The following is a 19,691-nucleotide window of genomic DNA, read 5'->3' on the forward strand; positions in this document are numbered from 1 at the left end:
AGGAATTACTTACATGGCTGGCTTATTGCGCAAGGTGAGTATCACCGGCCTATTATGGTTCATCTCCTCAGTAGTGATGGCTGAGTACTATATCGGTATGACAGCTGGATTTACTGGTCCTCAGGGGCAAGACAACCTAGCGTATCGCTATGGTGTGGAGGCCTACTTTCAGCAGATCAATCGCTCAGGTGGTATTAAAGGGGAAGAAATTGAGCTGGAAGTGCTCGACGATGAGTTCTCTCCCGATTTAGCAGAGCGTAATTTGATGCGTTTTGTGACCCGCAAAGGTGTGCTCGCTGTGTTGGGTGGCGATATGGCAACCGCATCGTCGCTGGCTTTGGCTGCCCAGCGGGAAAAGGTGTTGTTTCTAGGTTCCTTGTCAGGACACCCGACGCTTTACGGTAACGTGAGAAGCGTTTTGAACATTCGCCCTTCAATCGCTCACGAAGCTGAGTTCTTATGTCGCCAAATGCGCACCCAAGGAATCCGACAAGCGACAGTGGTAAGTCCAGATGAAAGTGCGGAGCACATCGCGGAGCTTTGTGGTGAGCACAGGGTTGAGTTGACCACCGTTCGTTACAGTGCCAGCACCTTGAATTTCCAGAGTACTATTGCCGCAATACAAAAACTTGGACACGAGCATGTAATATTGGTTGGTAGCTCAGTGGGGTTGAATCGCCTGCTGGATCAAGCCCCAGCGACCACACTGGGCTTTCATACGTTCTGGTTACCTTCCTTAGTTGATTTGACAGTAGTTAGCAATAACATCGCCACGCCAGTAAACATCAACCAAATCAGCTTCTTGCCAAAAAATCTTGAGCAGACTAAAACGTACCAAGAATATCAGCGCAGCTTACAGCAGTTAAATGCCTACTTAGTGCCCACACAACGGGGGTTTGAGGGGTATCTAGCCGGTAAGATTCTGGCTATCGGTTTACAAGATGTCGTGAAGCCTTTTGAAATTGAAAACCCCAGTGACTTCATGAAACTACCGCTCAATGTGGCCCGTCGCCTAACTGGCTGGGTGCAAACCGGTAAGGATTTTGAGCTTCAATCAAAACTCATCAATGCCTTAAGTGTGATGCGTTCGTTCGATTTGGGGATTGGTTACTATCCAGGCTACCAAGAAAATGAGAATAGCCTAAACTGGAATCTATCGATTCTTTCTGGATCACCGAGATAAGGAAACAGTGATGAGTAAGGATTTCAAAGCAAATGGTGTGCAACTTGCTCGGGTGAAGGCTCCGGTACTAATTCCCTTAGCTATAGCCTTTGTGGTGGTATGGTTGGCATTCGTGTCGGTGGTTTGGTTGTGGTTGGAAACAGGGCAGCAGCGTGCCTTAGAAGAAATGACCCAACGTTTCGATGATCAGCTATTTCAGTCTCAGTCTTCCATGGTCAGTCAAATGGAAGAGCGTATCGGCTTGCTGTCCTCGGTGATAGAAGCGGCTAGCATGGAAGATAAAGAGCGCTTGGTGGAGCGTCTTTTAGATGAGTCAGCGCAAGGGTTGCAGCTTAGCCGTCTATTGTGGCTTCAGCCTAATGGCGAAAGTCACTACGAATATTCATTGTCGGCGCTGCCTACAGCAGATGCTCTAAACGAACCCTTATTCGAAAATTATCAGTGGCCGCAAAAGCGTAGTGGTTTGATTCTAATGGCTCATGGGGAAATGGCGCTTCGTGTCATTTTACCAATTTCACAAAATGACCCTAGCTTAGGCGTTATGCTAGCAGACTTACCCTTTAACAAGATGGTGTCTTCGCTGGCGCGTGCGCTCGATGTATATGCCAACGTTTTGGTCAATGCCGGGGATGTGGACGAAAACGCTATGAAGAGTTTTGGTAGCGGCAGTATGTCCATGCAGAAGGAATATGCGTTAGGTCACTTTAAGTCTTTATTTGCTTCCGATGCGCTCACCGATGTTACCACCTTCGTGCCGGTCTTAGAGGACTTTGAGCAGCGTAAAGTGGCTGGTCAACTTTACTTTTTGACCGGTTTTGATGTGGCTGAAATTACCTACGACTTAGCTGTCTTGCCGGTGTTGTCGGCCGATGGGGATGACTTAGCTTACGTGCTGATGGTGAAGGACTCTAGCCAAGTCGAGCTGGAAACCTTTTGGGTGCAAGCAGTCGTGACCGGGATCGCATTGGTCATCGCCGCTATTCTGTTGGTGCTGTTCTATTTTTTGCTAGGTCGCATCGAACGTCGTATTCAATCCGGTGAGATGACCATTTTACAAGAACGGGACCGTTCTGAAAGTCTGCGCATGAATGCAGAATCCTTACGGGAAGAGGCGGAATTGCATCGTGAGGCAGCAGAAAGCGCCCGTGACGCAGCGGAAAAGGCCAGCGCCGTCAAATCCGAGTTCCTAGCCAAAATGAGTCACGAGTTGCGAACTCCTCTTAATGCCATTATCGGTTTATCGGAAATGATGCATGAGGACGCAAAAGAGTTTGGTGATGATGACTATGTAGAACCATTAGAACGGGTGATTCGTTCCTCTAAACATCTATTAAATTTAATTAATGAGATTTTGGATATCTCAAAAATTGAAGCCGGAAAAATGGAGTTGCACAACGAACAGGTCAACTTCGACGCCTTGCTTGAGGACGTTGCCGCGACGGCACGACCTCTTATTCAGAATAAGCCGATTGAGCTTAAGCTAGAGCTGGAAAAGATTGGCACTGTGTACGGCGATCCCACGCGGATTAAGCAAATTTTACTGAACTTGATGAGTAACGCGGCAAAATTTACTGATAGTGGTAGCGTTACTTTATCGGCGCAGATGCTAGAAGAAACGATATCCGTGGCGATTAAAGATACCGGCCCAGGCATGAGTGAAGAGCAGATGGCTACGCTTTTCGCTGATTTTGTGCAACTTGACTCCAAATCCAATCGTAAGCATGAAGGCACAGGATTGGGGCTGGCGATAAGTCGAAAATTTGCTCGCATGATGGGGGGCGATATCAGTGTTGCCAGTCGCGAGGGTGAAGGCTCCTGCTTTACAGTGCATCTACCACTGCCTCGTTCAGAGGGGGGCGTTAAGCCGCTTGCTCCATTTAAATCCAGTACTACTCAGCGTACCATCTTGATCATTGAAGATGATGATGTTTGTGCCAAGTTGATTAGCAAGCATTTCGCTAAAAACTTCCGGCTACTGTATGCAAAAGATGGCGTCGAAGCGTTACGTATCGCCCGCGATGAGCAGGTAGATTTGATCACTCTAGATGTAGAAATGCCGCTGTTGAATGGCTGGGATACCTTGGCGGCAATCAAAGCCGATAAAGCCTTGGCAGATATTCCTGTGGTCATTATATCCGTTGATGATGACAAGACCCGTGGCTTTGCTCTTGGTGTGGACGATTATGTAATCAAGCCAATTGGCAATGAAGATATGCAGCGGATTCTGGGGCGTTTTCACTCTGTGGCGGTGGAGCGTTCCCTTGATGTGCTATTAGTCGATGATTCCGGAGAGATACGCATTGCCGCCCGCCGCATTTTAGAAAAATCGGGTGCAACAGTGAGAGAAGCTGGAAATGGCATCGAGGCTTTAGCACGGGTCAACGAGCGTAAGCCAGACTTTGTGCTATTGGACTTGATGATGCCACAGATGGATGGTTTCGAGTTTTTAGACACATTACGAAATAGCGACGCTTTTAAAGAGTTGCCCGTGTATGTCATGACAGCCATGACATTGACCGATGTGCAAAAACGGTTATTGGAACGTCAAGCTAGCGCTGTTTTGAGTAAGGGCGGTGCTGGTGTTGACTCCTTGTTCAATCGTATCCAAGGCTTGGTAGCGAAGGACGAATGATGGGCAAAACAGTTCTGTATGTGGAAGACAACGAAGACAATGTCTATATGCTGGGACGCCGCTTAAAGCGTTTGAAAATAGATATGGATGTTGCCGTTACGGGTGAAGAGGGTGTTGATAAAGCCCTGCATAATACCTATGACTTAATCATCATGGATTTGAGTTTGCCGGGTATTGATGGTTGGGAGGCGACGCAGCAAATTCGCGCGGCTGGCATCGAAACGCCGGTGCTCGCCTTGTCAGCTCACGCGATGCAAGAACATATTGATCAGGCGCTCGCCGCCGGGGCAAATGATTTCGATAGTAAACCAGTCGATTTCGAACGATTTAAAGCAAAAATGGAAGCCTTGCTGGGAGAGCTTTAATGCCAACCATTTTGATAGTTGATGATATAGAAGACAACCGCTACACCCTGCGTCGGCGCTTGAAGCGTTTCGGTTATGAGCAGTGCGTAGAAGCAGAGTCTGGTTATCAGGCCTTGGAAGTGCTTCGAGCCCAGGCAATAGATTTGGTCTTTTTGGACTTAATGATGCCTGGTATGGATGGTTTCGATGTATTACGTGCTATGCGTGATGAACAGATGTTGGATCATTTGCCGGTGGTGATGATTTCGGCTGCGGATGATTTAGAGAATGTTGCCAAGGGCATTGAACTGGGAGCCGAGGATTATCTATCGAAACCGTTTAACCCAGCGATTCTAAAAGCTCGAACCGAGTCTGCGTTAGAAAAGCGTCAGCGTGCCCTTAGCAAACTGTCTCAGGCGAAACATTTTGACGATGATACTGGGCTGATGAACCTGAATGGTCTAATGGAAGCGAGTCTTGCTTGGCCTAGTGAAGCGGGGGGGCCGATCTATCATGGACTGTGGTTTAGCTTTCAAAAAAGTGGCGCCATTTACCGTAGCTGTGGCGCTTCTATTAAGTCTAATTACTTGCGTAGTCAGGTAGAAAAACTGCAAAACCTGATCGCCAGCGAGAACTTGTGTGGCGAGTACTGTGTTTATCGTGGACGCGATGATTCGATCGCTATGACCTTGGCGGGGTGTGATTTAGAGCGGGTATTAGACGTTGCTGCCAAGATTATGCGCCAGCTTAGCGGTCGCATTGAACTGGATGGCATTTCATTTATTGAGGATGTGCGGGTTGGTGTAGCGGCTCCTGAAGCGTTAGTGGATGGTGATGAGCTGATTAGGCAAATGATTTCCGCTACCGAATCAACCAGTCAGAACCAGCCAATCGCCTTGTATCAAAACGCCAACCAATCTGATGCATTGGGGAAAATTGTCCTAGAGGCTGAGTTAAAACGCGCAATTGAAGATCGAGAATTGGTGGTCTATTTGCAACCTCAGGTGGACGCCAATAGTGGTACTCTAGTTGGTTCGGAAGCTTTGGTTAGATGGCCGCACCCAGAGCGGGGGATGGTATCACCGGGGGCGTTTATCCCCTTGGCTGAAGAAGTAGGCTTGATGCCTGAGTTGGGGGATTTAGTAATTTCCTTAGTACTGGAAGCGTTGCAGGGCATGGGAGATAAAGCGGTGCCCACTAGCATCAATATTTCCTCCGACCACTTTTTGCGTTCAGGCTTTGTCACCTATTTTCAGCGTCAGCTTGAAGAGAGCGGTGTTGCTCCCCATTTAGTCAAACTTGAACTGACTGAAAGTGTGTTGATCGCCAACAAAGAGCACGGAATTAAGGTAATGCAAGCACTGCGGGATCTGGGTGTAAAACTTTCTTTGGATGACTTCGGTACAGGTTATTCTTCCTTATCGTACTTGCTGGAATTACCCCTCGATCAATTGAAAATTGATAAGCAATTTGTTGACGCACTGGATCGTGATCAACGTTCTTCCAGCGTGATGAAGCATGTGATTTCTCTTGCTCACGAACTTGAACTTGAAGTCGTGGTCGAAGGGGTTGAGACGCAGGAGCAATGGCAGCGAGTGGCTGCCGCTGGCGCAGATTTGATACAGGGCTTTTACTTCTTCCGTCCGCTTCCGTTAGCGGAGTTTCAACAACAGTTGCCCTGATTGTGCCGAGCCGTCTCAAGCCTATGTTATGATGTGGTTATTTTTCTATATAAAATAGGTAGTTATGCACGCTTGTTTAGTCGGTTTAACACAGCAAGAATACGATGCTTTGATCCCCGTGCTTTGTTACCTAGATATTAGTTGGGAAGATTATCGAGCCACTGGTGGCGATGCTGATGTGGTTGTTGTCGGAGTGGGGGTGGCTGTTGAAGAGCTACTTGATTGCGGTTTGCCCATCATTAGCTTAAAACAGAAAAGTGATTTGCTGCACGCCAATCTATACTACTTGCCTCTGCCATGGCGAGAGGCCCTAGTCGCACCCATTTTAAAGCAGTTGACTCCCCGCCCCAATTTGCCGCGTAGACAAAGTGTTAACCTTAATATCTACATCCGTCATGTGGAAACTCTACTCATCAGGCAAGCGCTTCTGGTATCAAATGGCGTGGTTTCCAAAGCCGCTGATCTGTTGCAAATTCAACGTACCACTCTGATTGAAAAAATGCGCCGCTACAATATTGATAAAGCCGGAAGCTAGTGGGAGTGGTTGTTTGAATAAAGATCAGGAAATAGCCTTTTTAAAGGAAGCGTTCGCTGAGTTCGAGAAAACGTCCGCCGCCCTGCAAGCTTCCTATAAGGCGCTGCAGGGACAAGTAGCGACTCTGACGCAGCAACTGGCGCAGGCTGAACAGGAAAAGGCACAGGAGCAAGAGCGTAATCGCCTGCTATTGCAGCAGTTGCAAGTACTATTTGCTTCGATGCCAATCGCCGTATTGCTATTGAATGAGGCCGGCCTGGTGGTTATGTCGAATCCGGTAGCGACCCGTCTATTTGGCTTTAATTTACTTGGTCAACCTTGGGCAAAGATTGTGCCGACCAGTTTTCGTCCACAAAAGGATGACGGTCACGAAGTTACCATGGTTAGCGGGCGTCGCGTTCGTGTCGAAACGTCATCTCTTGGGGAAATGCCAGGGCAGCTTATTGTGTTGGTGGATTTGACGGAAACGCGAGATTTGCAAAGGCAACTTGCCCATCACGAGCGTCTATCTACCATGGGGAAAATGGTTGCGGCCTTAGCCCATCAGATACGTACACCACTTTCTTCGGCGACCCTGTACGCGGAACATTTGCTTAAGCCGGATTTACCCGACACAATGCGTACACGCTTCGCGAGCAAATTAGGTGAGCGTCTTGGCAATATTGAGCGGCAAATCCGAGACATGCTGATTTTTTCTCGAGAAGAAGTCAGATTAGATGAAAAAATCGCTGTTCCGGACCTGTTTGATGAATTAGCCCAGCGAGCGGAAGAAATCACCACTCAAGCGGGGGTGGTCTTGCAGCTTGATAATGAAGCGAATACCGGAGTAGTGCAGTGCAATAAAGAAGCGCTACTCGGGGCATTATTAAATTTGGTGAATAACGCCTGCGAAGCGGTCGAGGATAGGTCTCTGGTTATTCTAAGAAGCCAAGTCGATAGGCAAGCCTCAAGCCTGCAAGTACAGGTGATTGACACAGGTATGGGGATGTCGCCAGAGCAACTTGAGCAAGTCCAGCAAGGCTTTGTGACGACTAAGCAACACGGTACAGGGTTAGGGTTAATGGTGGTGAAGGCGATTGCTAGAGCTCATCACGGAGAGTTTCTGTTAAGCAGTATTCAAGGAAAAGGCACTACCGCCACCATTAGACTGCCATTATTGGGATAAAGTGACATGAACGATATTAGATTACTCGTCATTGAGGACGATAAAGGTCTCGCTGAAGCGTTAGAGGACACACTGTTGCTTGCGGGTTACCAGTGTCATATCGCGCACTCCGCGGAAGAAGGAATTGTCGCTCTAAAAAACAACACATTTGCCATGGTCATCAGCGACGTGAATTTGCCTGGTATAGATGGCTACGGGGTGTTGAATCATGTGATAGAACACTATCCTGATCTGCCGATTATGCTGATGACGGCCTATGGCGACATTGCCCATGCTGTGGAAGCAATGCGCAATGGCGCGGTGGATTACCTGCTAAAGCCCTTCAAGGAGCAAGAGTTGTTGGAAGTGGTGCGCAAATATACGGCGCAAGTCGTTGCCGCCAAAGATCAGGCTCCTATTGCAGTCGATCCAGCGAGTAAAGGTCTGTTGGAATTAGCGGCTAGAGTAGCGGCGACGGATTCTACCGTATTAATTTGTGGTGAAAGTGGTACTGGTAAAGAAGTGTTGGCTCGTTACATTCATTCGTGCTCTGGGCGCTCTAGCGAACCGTTCGTGGCGATTAACTGTGCCGCGATCCCAGAAAATATGCTGGAAGCCATTTTATTTGGTTATGAAAAAGGCGCTTATACTGGCGCAGTTTCCTCACAAGCTGGTAAATTTGAGCAGGCTAACGGCGGGACCTTGTTGCTAGATGAGGTTACCGAGATGGATGTGGGTTTGCAGGCTAAGCTCCTGCGGGTTTTGCAAGAGCAAGAGGTGGAGCGCTTAGGGGGAAAAAAAGCTATCCCGCTGGATGTACGCATTATTGCCACGACTAACCGTGATTTAGCAGATTACGTGCGTGAGGGAGGTTTTAGAGAAGACCTTTATTACCGTCTTAATGTATTTCCGCTGAAATGGATGCCGTTGCGTGAGCGTAAAGGAGATATTGTTCCTATGGCTCAGGCGTTGTTGGCCAAGCACTGTGTAAAAATGCGTCGTGATGGAACTCAACTTGCTCCCGCTGCACTAAGTAAGTTAGAAAGTCACCCTTGGCCTGGTAACGTGCGCGAGCTTGATAATGTGATCCAGCGAGCTTTGATTCTTTGTTCCAGCGGCAAAATTAATGACCATCATATTGTGTTTGATATGTTAACGGTTGTTGAACCTGACGTTAGCCCAGAGGTCGAAGATGCTGCCTCTATATTAGGTAAAGGAGTGCAACAACATGAATTTCGTATCATAGCTCAAGCGCTAATAGAGGCTAAAGGTAGACGTAAAGAAGTCGCAGAAAAACTGGGTATCAGTCCAAGGACTTTACGTTATAAGATTGCCAAGATGCGTGAGGCTGGCATAGAAGTTGATTGAACTAAGGGTCTGGTTTTTTATCGCAGTGTGCTAAGCTAGTGCAGTAACTGAAAAATAGGTGAAAGTTATGGTAACCAATCGACCTGATATTAATCAGGTGCTTTCTCAAATGCGTGATTTGCGCAGTCAAATAGGCTCCCCCGGCAGCCAATTGACTTCCCCAGTGAGTGGAGTTGAGCAAACGCAAGCGGTGGAACGACCTGATTTTGCTGATATGTTGAAGTCGGCGGTAGATAACGTGAACAGTTTGCAAAAAGAAGCAAACACGTTAGCACAAGCCTACGAGCGTGGTGACCAAGGCGTGGATCTGCCCCAAGTGATGATTGGTTTGCAGAAGTCCAGCGTGTCATTTGAAGCGATGACTCAAGTGCGCAATAAACTTGTAGATGCCTATGAGAAAATAATGAACATGCCTATCTAGACTATTAGGCAGTTGGCTAGGTGAATGGACAATATTCCGGCAGATCGATCTGAACAAAAGCTCTATTTAGAGCTACTTACTGGCTTCAACAAGCTGACGGTCATTCGTCAGTTGGCGTTGATGGTCGGTCTTGCTGCGTCTATTGCTATCGCTTTAGCGGCAGTCCTTTGGACTAGCGGCCCGGAATACAAGCCAGTCCTGAGTAGTATTACGGATTACAACGCAGATCAGATTGTTGAAATCCTCAACACGAACAATATTCCCTTTCGTTTAGATGAAAATACCGGTGCTTTGCTGGTCGAAGCAGACTCTTATCATCAAGCTCGCTTAAAACTCGCTGGGTCTGGGATAGTGTCGGATAATATTGTTGGCTTTGAAATCATGGATCAGAATCAAAGCCTTGGTTCATCTCAATTTGTTGAGACCGCCCGTTATCGTCGCGGCTTGGAAGGGGAGCTGAGTCGTACCATTACAAGTCTGCAGAGTGTTAAATCTGCCCGAGTGCATTTAGCTATTCCGAAAGAGTCGGTATTTGTACGTGATACCCGCAAACCTTCTGCATCCGTATTTCTCGAACTCTATCCCGGGCGTAGGTTAGATCGCAGTCAAGTGGATGCCATTATCAATTTAGTCGCCTCGAGCATCCCCCAGCTAAGTGATAAAGATGTAACCGTGGTGGATCAGCGGGGAACCTTGTTAACCGAGAAAGATAGCAGTTCTGAATTATCCATTGCAGGCAAGCAATTTGAATATACCCGGCGGGTCGAGGATGTGCTACTACAGCGGGTAAACAATATTCTCGACCCTGTCGTGGGTGGTGGGCGGTTTAAAGCGGAAGTCTCGGCAGATATTGATTTCACCGCTGTTGAGCAAACCGACGAACAATATAACCCAGATTTATTGGCACTTCGCAGTGAGCAAACTCTACGTGAGCGACGCAATTCTGCCGCGGCTAACAGCGGTGTTCCCGGTTCACTGACTAATCAGCCTCCAGGAGCGGTAACTGCACCGGAAGCAGTCGATGAGAATGGTGCTCCTATCGGCGGAAACGCTAATAGCAGCAATGATCAAAGTCGTGAAGAGGTGACGCGAAACTTTGAGCTTGATCGCAGTATTAGCTATACCAAGCGTCAGCAGGGTACCGTCAGACGTTTGTCTGTGGCTGTTGTAGTCGACGATATCGCTTCTCTGGATAGCGAGACCGGAGCGCTTATTCGTACACCTTGGAGTGATGAAGAGCTTAGCAGACTTACACTACTTGTTCGTGATGCGGTAGGTTATGACCCTTCCCGTGGTGATAGTGTCAGCGTGATCAACTCGCCGTTCGCCTTGCCGGAACCCCCAGATCTGCCAGAGCCCATACCATTCTACCAGCAGACTTGGTTCCTCAATTTGCTGCAGCCTTTGATGGTGGGTATGTTTGTCTTGTTGCTCCTGTTGCTAGTGGTACGCCCGATATTGCGTACCTTGAGTGAGCAAAATAAAATCGCAGTGGCAGAAGACACCGAAGCTGCTATTTTTGCCGATGAAACTGACGAAATTTCTGATGATCAGGTATCTCTCGTTAGTGCAGAGGATGTCTTAGTTCCTGGCTCCCCAGAGAAGATTGAGCGTCAGCTTAATGCTATCCGTGGTTTGATTGCCGAGGAACCAGAGCGTGTTGCTCAAGTAGTTAAGCAGTGGGTAATGGAAGGCTAGATGTCAGATGCAACTGGGGGCGATTTAAGCTCCATTCAAAAAGCCGCTGTTTTGCTGATGTCGCTCGGTGAATCAGACGCAGCACAAATTCTTAAGCATATGGGGCCAAAAGAGGTTCAGCGTATTGGTCAGGCTATGGCGCAGCTGAGTAACGTACAGCGCCACCAAGTGGAAAAGGTATTAGACGATTTCCTAGTGTTAGTTGGAGATCAAACCGGCCTAGGTCTGGGTGCTGACGGCTATATTCGCAATATGTTGAAAGAAGCCCTAGGTGAAGAAAAAGCCGGTAGTTTGATTGATCGCATACTGCTAGGCGGAAATACTACTGGTTTGGATACGTTAAAATGGATGGAGCCAAGGGCTGTTGCGGATGTGATTCGTTATGAGCACCCGCAGATTCAGGCGATTGTTATCTCCTATTTGGATCCGGACCAAGCAGCGGAAATTCTGGCTAACTTTGATGAGCGGGTGCGGCTTGATATTGTGTTACGGGTAGCAGCCCTAGAAACCGTACAGCCGGCTGCGTTGCAAGAATTGAATAACATTCTTGAGCGTCAATTCTCTGGCAACAACTCAACTAAGTCTACTTCGATTGGTGGTATTCGTACCGCTGCCAATATTATGAACTTCATCGACAGCTCGGTTGAAGCCGAGTTGATGGAGTCGATTCGCGACGTCGATGAAGACCTAGCGAACAACATTCAAGACCTGATGTTCGTATTTGATAACCTGATGGATGTGGATGATCGAGGTATTCAGGTGATTCTGCGCGAGGTAGAGTCTGAAACCTTGATTTTAGCCCTCAAAGGTGCGGATCCTGATATGCAGGAAAAAATCTTCAAGAATATGTCGTCCCGTGCGGCTGATATGTTACGCGATGACCTTGAGGCTAAAGGTCCAGTGCGTGTTAGCGAAGTAGAAGTTGCACAAAAAGAGATCTTGGCGATTGCCCGTCGCTTAGCAGACAATGGTGAAATTGTCTTGGGTGGCGGTGGAGAGCAGATGCTTTAGTGGTAGCTCATGGTGAAAGATGAATCCGGTGAACGCAAACTTACGGCGTACGAGCGTTGGGAGTTACCTAACTTAGAGCGCGGCGAGCCCGCGCCAAGTGTCGGCCAATCGGCACTGGCTATTCGTGAAGAAGCCTTTGAAGTTGACGAAGAAATCAGTGACGAGGAACTGGTTTACGAACCACTGACTGCACAACAGCTAGAGGAAATACGTTCCGCGGCCTATGAAGAGGGCTTTATACAAGGGGAAGCGGATGGCTATCAAAAAGGCATGGAAGAAGGGCATGCTGCGGGTGTTGAACAAGGTCTAGTAGAAGGCCGTGAGCAGGGATACCAAGAAGGTCTGGCACAAGCGCTTACCGAAGGCACGGAGCAAGCTCAGCAGCAGCTCGAAGTATTAGAACAAGCCCTTAATGCATTAGTCGATGAACTGCAATCGCCCCTCGAAGATAGCCGTGATGCGTTAGAAAGATTACTGGCGCAAACAGTTCGTAGCATGGTCAGTCACATTACTGAGCGCGAGCTGACAGATCATGCTGAAGCGCTCCTGACACGTCATTTGACGGCCGCCCTAAATCGACTTAGTGAATTTAGCGGGCGTATCAAAGTCAAAGTGCATCCAGACGTTCTTGAAGCAGCTGAAGCATTACAAGTTTCTTCCCGTCTTAACCTGCAATTTGAAACTGACTCGGAATTATTGCCAGGGGGGTTTATTATCGACTCTCAAGCATTTCACCTAGATGGTCGGGTCGAAACAGCCATGGCGGCGATATTCGATGGTTTCGCCAAGGAGCAGGAGTAACCTGCTAACATGACTTCTATTCTTGAAAGACTCGACAAACGCTTCAGCTCCCCATTACCAAAACGCTCCCTAGATATAGAAGGTAAAGTGACCCGTATGGTTGGCTTAACCATGGAAGCGGTAGGATTATCAGCGGCCTTAGGGGACCGTTGTGCTGTTCAAATTCGAGCGGAGCGGTGGGTCGAGTCTGAAGTGGTAGGCTTTACCGGCGAACTAACCTATTTGATGCCAACGGAAGCGATTGATGGCATTGCTCCGGGGGCCCGGGTTCGTCCGTTAAAAGAAGACAGCCAGATGCCTGTTGGCCCAGGGTTGCTTGGTCGTGTTGTGAATGGCTTAGGGCGTCCTTTAGATGGTAAGGGGCCGATTCAAGCGCAAGATTATATTAGCCTTCAAGGGGAAATTATTAACCCGTTGGAGCGTAAGCCAATCACTGATACCCTAGACGTGGGCATCAAAGCCATCAACGGTTTGCTGACGGTTGGTAAAGGCCAGCGTCTCGGCTTGTTTGCGGGTAGTGGTGTTGGTAAAAGCGTACTACTAGGTATGATGACCCGCTTTACCGAAGCGGATATCACCGTCGTGGGCTTGATCGGCGAGCGTGGTCGTGAGGTGAAAGAATTTATTGAGCAAACCTTGGGAGAAGAGGGGCTTGCTCGCTCCGTGGTAGTGGCTTCGCCGGCTGATGATTCGGCATTAATGCGCCTGCGTGCAGCAGTGTTAACCTCTCGTATTGCCGAGTACTATCGGGATCAAGGTAAAAATGTCTTGCTGCTAATGGATAGTCTCACCCGTTATGCCCAGGCACAGCGTGAAATTGCACTGTCGGTAGGGGAGCCCCCAGCAACCAAAGGTTATCCTCCATCGGTGTTTTCTAAGTTGCCTTGGCTAGTAGAACGTGCCGGAAATGGCAAAGAAGGCGGCGGCTCGGTAACGGCATTTTATACGGTACTCACGGAGGGAGATGATCAGCAAGATCCTATCGCGGATGCGTCGCGGGCTATTTTGGATGGTCATGTTTTACTATCGAGACGCTTGGCGGAAGAGGGCCATTATCCTGCTATTGATATCGAGGCGTCCATTTCTCGAGCGATGCCACATATTGTCTCGGAGGCCCATCTTCAAGGCGCTTTGCAAGTTAAGCAACTCTATTCCAAATTTGCTCAGAACCGAGATTTAATTGCCGTAGGTGCCTATGCCAAGGGGAGTGATCCGGATCTGGACCGTGCTATTACCTTGATGCCAGCGATTAATGGTTTTTTACGCCAGTCATTGCGGGAAAGCTTTACCGTGGATCAAACTCTGGAGCAGCTGGTCAAGGCCATGACGTCTGGTTAAACTGTAGCGCAAGTCTAATTTCCCCATTTACCAAGGAGTGATATGAAGAAGTCTCAGCGAATGTCATTGCTGGTAGATGTGTGGCAACGTCGCGAAGATGATGTGGCGAAGCAGCTGGCCCAGGATCAGCAGCGGCTTGAGGCGGATCAGCGTAAATTGCAAGAGCTAATGGACTACGCCAGCCAATATGAGCAGGAGCGTAACCTCCTCGGTCTATCCCCTTATTTAGCAACCAATTACCAGCATTTTGTCGATCGGGTGCAACAAGCTATCACACAGCAGCGTCAGCAAATTCAGCGCTCTGAACAGCAGGTTAATATGACCCGCAGAAGATGGCAGCAAGCCAGAGCAAAAACCAAAGGAATGGATTGGCTAAAGGACAAAAGTGAGCGAGAAGAGCAAGCGGTAGTTGATAAGCAGGAACAAAAGCAACTGGATGAACATGCTGGGCGATTGTATTTTAGTCGTCGAGGACTGTTTTGATGACTAGCGCTTTGATAAAGGCTTGTTACGAGCTTGAAGTGGCAGCGCTTAGTTTAACTGAGCCGCTCAACGGTCAAGAAATACGCCGGCTTAATCAAATTGCGTTTGTGGCTTCTCATTTTGCCACTAAGTTGGGTATTGAGAATTATCTAAAGGAATTCGTGGGACAGTTGGGGCAATGCCGTCTGTCATCACTAGATGATTTTAAAGTAGGCCTTGCTAGCTACATAATCTTCTTGAGAGGGAAGCTATTTTCACCTGAGCAGAGCTTTGTTACGCCATCGCTTCCTGCTGTTTGCTCCCAGCCTAGGCGATTAGTGATTGGTACTTTTCAGGGGGAGCGCAATAGTTTCTGGCATGAGCTAGATATCTTGACTGAATTTGGGGACTGGCACGTTACCTCAGTGGCGCAGCCAGAATTAGTTACCCGAAAATCCTTCAGCGCACAAATTCATCTAATGACGGCCGTCACTCAAGCTTTTCTGGAAAGTCGTTTTGAAGACTGGCGGTGGCGCTTAGCGCCGTTAAGGTCAGCTCAATTTGTGAATGGTAGTGTATCCGGCTTATCTCCAGCTTACCTTGCTAGACAGCAGCAAGAGTGTAGCTTGTCGATTGGCTCTTCCGAGCTTACCAACAGCTCTGCATCGGAGCTCTCAATCGCCTCAAGTTGTTTTCTCCGACCTATTTGGCTCCATGGAGCAAGATATATGCTTCACATGGATACTGAGCTGCAGTTATTAGGGGCAGATCAATTAGTATACAAGCCCTCCACCGAGCTGTTGTGCGTGCTGTCACAAGGAGAAGTGAGTTGGGCAATTCCTTATTACTGGGTAATTAATGACAGTCTTCGAGGTGCAAATCTTCCCAATGTGCCGAGCTTTGTATTGTCCGAAGACGGTCAGCGGGTGCCAGTTGATGAGGGGCATGCTGGTATCTATGAGCACTGGTTGCATATCGATAGTATTTCCGAGAGCTATCTCTTGTTGGTGCCGAGAATCCAGTTGCTTTCAGCTATTCCTCTCGTGGTACGCCATCATGCTAAGTTCTGTGCCAACTATTGGATGTCCCAGGGACAGGTTTTCCGTGAGCCATGGCAGCCACTACTCAGGGCTATCGAGTCAGACCCTCTGGAATTTCCGGTGATTTCTCCTGAGTATCGGGGGGTAGAATTTCTTTACTCAGACTCATCGCCAACGACCATCAAAATTGACGATGGGGTGATTATTGATGTGTTAGTTGATGACTTGGGGCATTGGGTGAGCGAGCGGGAAATCCTCTACGGTGAGTATGTGCTGCCGGTATTGAGGGTAGGGAGTAATATGCAAGTCCCCTCTGGTTCGGAAACAGGTATTATTGTGCTAATTGGCCAGGGTGAGGCATGGTTTGGCTTGTTGCTCCGGCGGCCGCTGGGACTTACTGAAATGCCACAGAAAATTGAATCTGTGTCTATCACGTTAAGCGCAGATTTTGTGGTGCAAATTCCTACGGACAACGCAACAGTGGCAATCCACTCTCATCATTACCGTGATCTTTGGTCGGATCTCTATACTCAGGTTGCTAAAAATGGAAACTGAAGATATCTGCATTGCTGCATTTGCTAAAAAGCGTAGTCGTCAAAGCGATTGGCTGGTAGTACATGGAGTACTGTTTGTTTTGCTTTTTGGTGGTTTCACCGGCAGTTGCTTATATTTGAGTCTCTACCCCGACTCTATGGCCCTGTCGCCATGGTGGTTGTATGGGGCCGGATTTGGCCTTGTTGTGGGGTATTTCGTCTACCTACTCAGAAGAGTTCATCAGGATACTCAAGCGAGTTTGCGTTACTTCCAATTATTGGTTGATCGTAGGGAACGGCATCCAGAGCACCAGTTGGTGCCGGTTAGTAGAAGGGATGAGTTTGGTGATTTTGCGCGTTATCTTGATAACGCTTTAGTAACGATCGCTTACGACTACCAGCATGTGTCAAACAAATTTGAGCTGTTGCAGGCCGCGTTGGCGGGATCTCTAACCGCGAAAGTTCTGCTCAATAGTAAACATGAAGTTGTCACACAGAGTCTGGGTTTTATGAATCTATGGGAGCATTCCCGCAGCGAAATTTCCGCATTGGTTGGTGCTGATCATCATCTAGACTGTCTCATTGGTGAGAGACTGGATGTGGGTGATATCGAACACGGCAGCGTGCGATATATCGACAACATCCGTTACGAACTGAATAAGTTGCCGTTGCTGCATGAGAATGAACCTATTGGTTTCTTGCTTGAATGCCGACAGCATCAGAATCAAGCGGAAATACAGGCGCTTACTGCCAACATCAATCTGTTAGCCGCCGATAGTTGGGATATACCAGTCAGGTTACAGGATAAGTTATCGCCATTTTATCCTCATACGGTCAAATTGGAGTCTGTGCGTCGTCGAGTAAAAGGGGCGTTAGAGCAACTGTCACATTTCTTTATTGAACATGGTGTAGTGACGCAAAAAATTACTAAACTACAACAGCTCGAAGGACTGACGACAGCTAATCTTCAACCTAGCGGTATTGATCAAGCGCAACTAGAGGGTTGGCAAACCACTCACTTGGAGCAGCTGAACGAGATTTATCGTCAATTAGGTAATCTTGCCAGTGGTCTGGATCATCAATCTCAGAGCGTGGCGGAGAACACCGAAACTTGGACAGAGCAGATGCGCTCAAGTAGAGATCAGCTGCAGTTTGTGCAACATGCGATTGAAGATATAAAAGCGGCTATCGTGCAGTGGATTGCTCCAGGAGCGGTGCAAAACCCCCAATTAGTTAGAGCCCATGCGATTGATCTCAGTCACGATATAGATACCGTTATTGCGGTCGTCCGCGAAGCGCGTTCGATCATAGATACAGAGATGCTCCCCGGAACGGATGGCCACGAAATCATTCACGATGTTACTGAATTAGGCGAGCGAATTTTACAAGCCGAAGCGCACGTAAAAGGGCTTTCCAGATTATATGCTCACAAGATTGAGAATGTAGCGATAGAGCCGTGGGACGAATTTTAGAAGGGATAGAATATGATTCATCACGAATTAATAGCGAAAACGAAGACGGTAAAAGTGGTTGTCGAGGGACGGTTCGATTTCAACTGTCAAAACGAGTTCAAAGAAGTCATTACCCAGTACTCAGGCCAGAATCGCTTTTTGATTGATTTGAGTAGGGTAACTTATATGGATTCGGCGGCACTAGGCATGTTGCTGTTATTGCGGGATCACGCGGGTGGTGGCCAAGAAAAAATCATCTTGAAATCGGCGCCTCCAGCCACCCTTGATGTATTGCGCATCGCCAACTTTGATCGACTTTTTACCTTGGAGTGATGTCTGATGAGTGAGCACCTGACCATATTAGTTGCAGATGATAATCCATCTGACCGGCTGCTGTTGCAGTCTATGCTGAGTCGCTTTGGTCACAAAGTAGTTTGTGCCGAGGATGGTCAGGAAGCGATCGATTTCTTTGATCCAGACGTGATTCAACTGGTCTGCCTAGACATCCGTATGCCACGTAAAAATGGCTGGGAAGCCGCGTTGGAAATTCAGGCGTTAGCAACAGATAAGTTGGTTCCAATCGTTTTCTTGTCGGGTGTTACCGATACCGATGCCCTAGAAAACTGCCTCAGAGTAGGGGGTACGGATTTCATCTCCAAACCCTACAACCCGATGCTGGTCACAGCCAAGCTTAATGCCATTGCAAGATTATTGATGTTGCAAAATACCCTGTTCGTGCAGCGCGATGAGTTAACTGTGCTCAACCAGCAGATGGTACATGATCAAGAAATTGCCAAAATTGTTTATGAGCGCATCACCCACTCCAACTGTCTATCTGACCCCATGCTTAATGTTTTGCACCATGGCAGTCATATCTTCAACGGAGATGTCGTGCTAGCTGCTTACAAGCCAAATGGTGGCATGCACATTTTGCTCGGTGACTTTACCGGGCATGGCCTGTCTGCTGCGATCGGCGCCTTGCCATTGGCGGATATCTTTTTCGATTGGACGGAAAAAGGCTTCGTTATGCGTCAGATTTTGCCTGAGGTAAACCGACGTCTATTTGAGATTCTGCCTCCTAACATGTTTTGTGCAGCCGCCTTTATTGATCTGAATATCAACGATCAGACTTTAGAAGTTTGGAACGGGGGCTTGCCTGATGTTCTGTTCTTCTCTACTGAGAGTTCTGCCCCGCAGCGAATTCAGTCTAGTTCCCTACCTCTTGGTGTGTTGAATGGACGGGAGTTTGAATGTGATACAGAAATTATTACTTACAACGAGAATGACTACTTAATTGCCTTTTCCGATGGAGTCTATGAGGCGAAAACAGGTGCCGGTAAGGTTAAATATAACGACGCATTAGACCCTTTATATGCCGGCGACGTAGTTCATGGCCAGCAATTTAACTGGTTGACCGATATGCTGCGTTCGGAAGGTATACTGGATAACCCCCATGATGATATTTCTTGTTTAGCAATTGATCTTTCTAAACTGCCGCGCGATAACGGTCAAGATGGCGGTATGAGGGAGGCTGCCGGAGGAAATAACCGTCCAGCTTGCTTTTCATTTCAATATGACCTCGATGCGGAATCATTGCGCACCAGTGATCCGTTGCCGTACCTGTTGCAGATACTGAATACGGTAGATGGTTTAAATCGGCATTCTAGCCAAGTATTTATGATTTTAACTGAGATGTACTCTAATGCTTTGGAGCACGGCATCTTACGCTTAGAATCCAGCAAAAAACGCACAGTGGATGGTTTCTCTGAGTACTATGCAGAACGGGAATTAAGACTGCAAAATCTCAATGAGGGGCGGATCTCAATCAAGGTGGAAGTGGTCGCTAATGCTGAAGAGGGCAAGCTGGTACTCACGGTATCTGACAGTGGCGAAGGTTTTGATATCAGCAAAATCAATTTAGATGTATTCGATTCAGATAAGCCATTCAATCGCGGTTTAGCGCTCATTCATCAACTTTGTACCAGTGTTACCTTTGGTGATCATGGTAATAGTATGGAAGCTGTTTATCGCTGGAAAAACTAGTTGGC

The 19,691-nt window shown here is 47.9% G+C and carries 17 protein-coding genes; all 17 read left to right on the forward strand.

All coding sequences use genetic code 11. The annotated features are described in order from the left end of the window. Positions 1–13: 13 nt before the first annotated feature. A complete protein-coding gene (locus tag FJM67_RS03395) occupies positions 14–1,183 on the forward strand; it encodes an ABC transporter substrate-binding protein (protein WP_140587267.1) in 1,170 nt (389 codons plus the stop codon). A 10-nt stretch (positions 1,184–1,193) separates the two neighbouring features. Beyond that, positions 1,194–3,815: a response regulator gene (locus FJM67_RS03400; RefSeq protein WP_140587268.1), complete on the forward strand. Its 2,622-nt coding sequence runs from the start codon at positions 1,194–1,196 to the stop codon at positions 3,813–3,815. After that, positions 3,812–4,180: a response regulator gene (locus FJM67_RS03405; RefSeq protein WP_140587269.1), complete on the forward strand. Its 369-nt coding sequence runs from the start codon at positions 3,812–3,814 to the stop codon at positions 4,178–4,180. Before FJM67_RS03400 ends, FJM67_RS03405 begins: the two co-directional genes overlap by 4 nt. Further along, positions 4,180–5,841 (forward strand): two-component system response regulator, encoded by a 1,662-nt coding sequence (locus FJM67_RS03410; RefSeq protein WP_140587270.1) that lies wholly within the window; start codon positions 4,180–4,182, stop codon positions 5,839–5,841. Before FJM67_RS03405 ends, FJM67_RS03410 begins: the two co-directional genes overlap by 1 nt. A 64-nt stretch (positions 5,842–5,905) precedes the next feature. After that, positions 5,906–6,376: a helix-turn-helix domain-containing protein gene (locus FJM67_RS03415; protein WP_140587271.1), complete on the forward strand. Its 471-nt coding sequence runs from the start codon at positions 5,906–5,908 to the stop codon at positions 6,374–6,376. A 13-nt stretch (positions 6,377–6,389) separates the two neighbouring features. After that, positions 6,390–7,541, forward strand: a complete 1,152-nt coding sequence (locus FJM67_RS03420; RefSeq protein ID WP_140587272.1) for a sensor histidine kinase — start codon at positions 6,390–6,392, stop codon at positions 7,539–7,541. Between the two features lie 6 nt (positions 7,542–7,547). After that, entirely contained in the window at positions 7,548–8,888 is a 1,341-nt protein-coding gene (locus FJM67_RS03425) for a sigma-54-dependent transcriptional regulator (RefSeq protein ID WP_140587273.1), read from the forward strand. A 67-nt stretch (positions 8,889–8,955) separates the two neighbouring features. After that, positions 8,956–9,309 (forward strand): flagellar hook-basal body complex protein FliE, encoded by a 354-nt coding sequence (fliE, locus tag FJM67_RS03430; protein WP_140587274.1) that lies wholly within the window; start codon positions 8,956–8,958, stop codon positions 9,307–9,309. A 24-nt stretch (positions 9,310–9,333) separates the two neighbouring features. Then, positions 9,334–11,007, forward strand: a complete 1,674-nt coding sequence (fliF, locus tag FJM67_RS03435; RefSeq protein ID WP_140587275.1) for a flagellar basal-body MS-ring/collar protein FliF — start codon at positions 9,334–9,336, stop codon at positions 11,005–11,007. Then, positions 11,008–12,018, forward strand: a complete 1,011-nt coding sequence (fliG, locus tag FJM67_RS03440; RefSeq protein WP_140587276.1) for a flagellar motor switch protein FliG — start codon at positions 11,008–11,010, stop codon at positions 12,016–12,018. Between the two features lie 9 nt (positions 12,019–12,027). Continuing rightward, a complete protein-coding gene (locus tag FJM67_RS03445; protein ID WP_140587277.1) occupies positions 12,028–12,819 on the forward strand; it encodes a FliH/SctL family protein in 792 nt (263 codons plus the stop codon). A gap of 9 nt (positions 12,820–12,828) precedes the next feature. Beyond that, a complete protein-coding gene (fliI, locus tag FJM67_RS03450; RefSeq protein WP_140587278.1) occupies positions 12,829–14,157 on the forward strand; it encodes a flagellar protein export ATPase FliI in 1,329 nt (442 codons plus the stop codon). Positions 14,158–14,199: 42 nt separating this feature from the next. After that, complete coding sequence (fliJ, locus tag FJM67_RS03455) at positions 14,200–14,640, forward strand: flagellar export protein FliJ (protein ID WP_140587279.1); 441 nt, start codon at positions 14,200–14,202, stop codon at positions 14,638–14,640. Further along, the gene (locus tag FJM67_RS03460; protein WP_140587280.1) at positions 14,640–16,214 is read left to right on the forward strand and encodes a hypothetical protein; all 1,575 of its coding nucleotides are present in this window, start codon (positions 14,640–14,642) and stop codon (positions 16,212–16,214) included. Before fliJ ends, FJM67_RS03460 begins: the two co-directional genes overlap by 1 nt. After that, entirely contained in the window at positions 16,204–17,664 is a 1,461-nt protein-coding gene (locus tag FJM67_RS03465) for a hypothetical protein (RefSeq protein ID WP_140587281.1), read from the forward strand. The genes FJM67_RS03460 and FJM67_RS03465 overlap by 11 nt, the downstream gene beginning before the upstream one ends. A gap of 12 nt (positions 17,665–17,676) precedes the next feature. Next, positions 17,677–17,976, forward strand: a complete 300-nt coding sequence (locus FJM67_RS03470; protein WP_140587282.1) for an STAS domain-containing protein — start codon at positions 17,677–17,679, stop codon at positions 17,974–17,976. 6 nt (positions 17,977–17,982) lie between these two features. Further along, a complete protein-coding gene (locus FJM67_RS03475) occupies positions 17,983–19,686 on the forward strand; it encodes a SpoIIE family protein phosphatase (RefSeq protein WP_140587283.1) in 1,704 nt (567 codons plus the stop codon). Positions 19,687–19,691 lie beyond the last annotated feature (5 nt).

The organism is Maribrevibacterium harenarium, assembly GCF_006385675.1.
GTDB lineage: Bacteria > Pseudomonadota > Gammaproteobacteria > Pseudomonadales > Marinomonadaceae > Marinomonas > Marinomonas harenarium.

Excerpts from the sequence above, each read along its gene's own strand:
- FJM67_RS03395 (WP_140587267.1), top strand. The coding sequence starts at position 14 with ATGGCTGGCTTATTGCGCAAGGTGAGTATCACCGGCCTATTATGGTTC.
- FJM67_RS03400 (WP_140587268.1), top strand. The coding sequence starts at position 1,194 with ATGAGTAAGGATTTCAAAGCAAATGGTGTGCAACTTGCTCGGGTGAAG.
- FJM67_RS03405 (WP_140587269.1), top strand. The coding sequence starts at position 3,812 with ATGATGGGCAAAACAGTTCTGTATGTGGAAGACAACGAAGACAATGTC.
- FJM67_RS03410 (WP_140587270.1), top strand. The coding sequence starts at position 4,180 with ATGCCAACCATTTTGATAGTTGATGATATAGAAGACAACCGCTACACC.
- FJM67_RS03415 (WP_140587271.1), top strand. The coding sequence starts at position 5,906 with ATGCACGCTTGTTTAGTCGGTTTAACACAGCAAGAATACGATGCTTTG.
- FJM67_RS03425 (WP_140587273.1), top strand. The coding sequence starts at position 7,548 with ATGAACGATATTAGATTACTCGTCATTGAGGACGATAAAGGTCTCGCT.
- fliE (WP_140587274.1), top strand. The coding sequence starts at position 8,956 with ATGGTAACCAATCGACCTGATATTAATCAGGTGCTTTCTCAAATGCGT.
- fliF (WP_140587275.1), top strand. The coding sequence starts at position 9,334 with ATGGACAATATTCCGGCAGATCGATCTGAACAAAAGCTCTATTTAGAG.
- fliG (WP_140587276.1), top strand. The coding sequence starts at position 11,008 with ATGTCAGATGCAACTGGGGGCGATTTAAGCTCCATTCAAAAAGCCGCT.
- FJM67_RS03445 (WP_140587277.1), top strand. The coding sequence starts at position 12,028 with ATGGTGAAAGATGAATCCGGTGAACGCAAACTTACGGCGTACGAGCGT.
- fliI (WP_140587278.1), top strand. The coding sequence starts at position 12,829 with ATGACTTCTATTCTTGAAAGACTCGACAAACGCTTCAGCTCCCCATTA.
- fliJ (WP_140587279.1), top strand. The coding sequence starts at position 14,200 with ATGAAGAAGTCTCAGCGAATGTCATTGCTGGTAGATGTGTGGCAACGT.
- FJM67_RS03460 (WP_140587280.1), top strand. The coding sequence starts at position 14,640 with ATGACTAGCGCTTTGATAAAGGCTTGTTACGAGCTTGAAGTGGCAGCG.
- FJM67_RS03465 (WP_140587281.1), top strand. The coding sequence starts at position 16,204 with ATGGAAACTGAAGATATCTGCATTGCTGCATTTGCTAAAAAGCGTAGT.
- FJM67_RS03470 (WP_140587282.1), top strand. The coding sequence starts at position 17,677 with ATGATTCATCACGAATTAATAGCGAAAACGAAGACGGTAAAAGTGGTT.
- FJM67_RS03475 (WP_140587283.1), top strand. The coding sequence starts at position 17,983 with ATGAGTGAGCACCTGACCATATTAGTTGCAGATGATAATCCATCTGAC.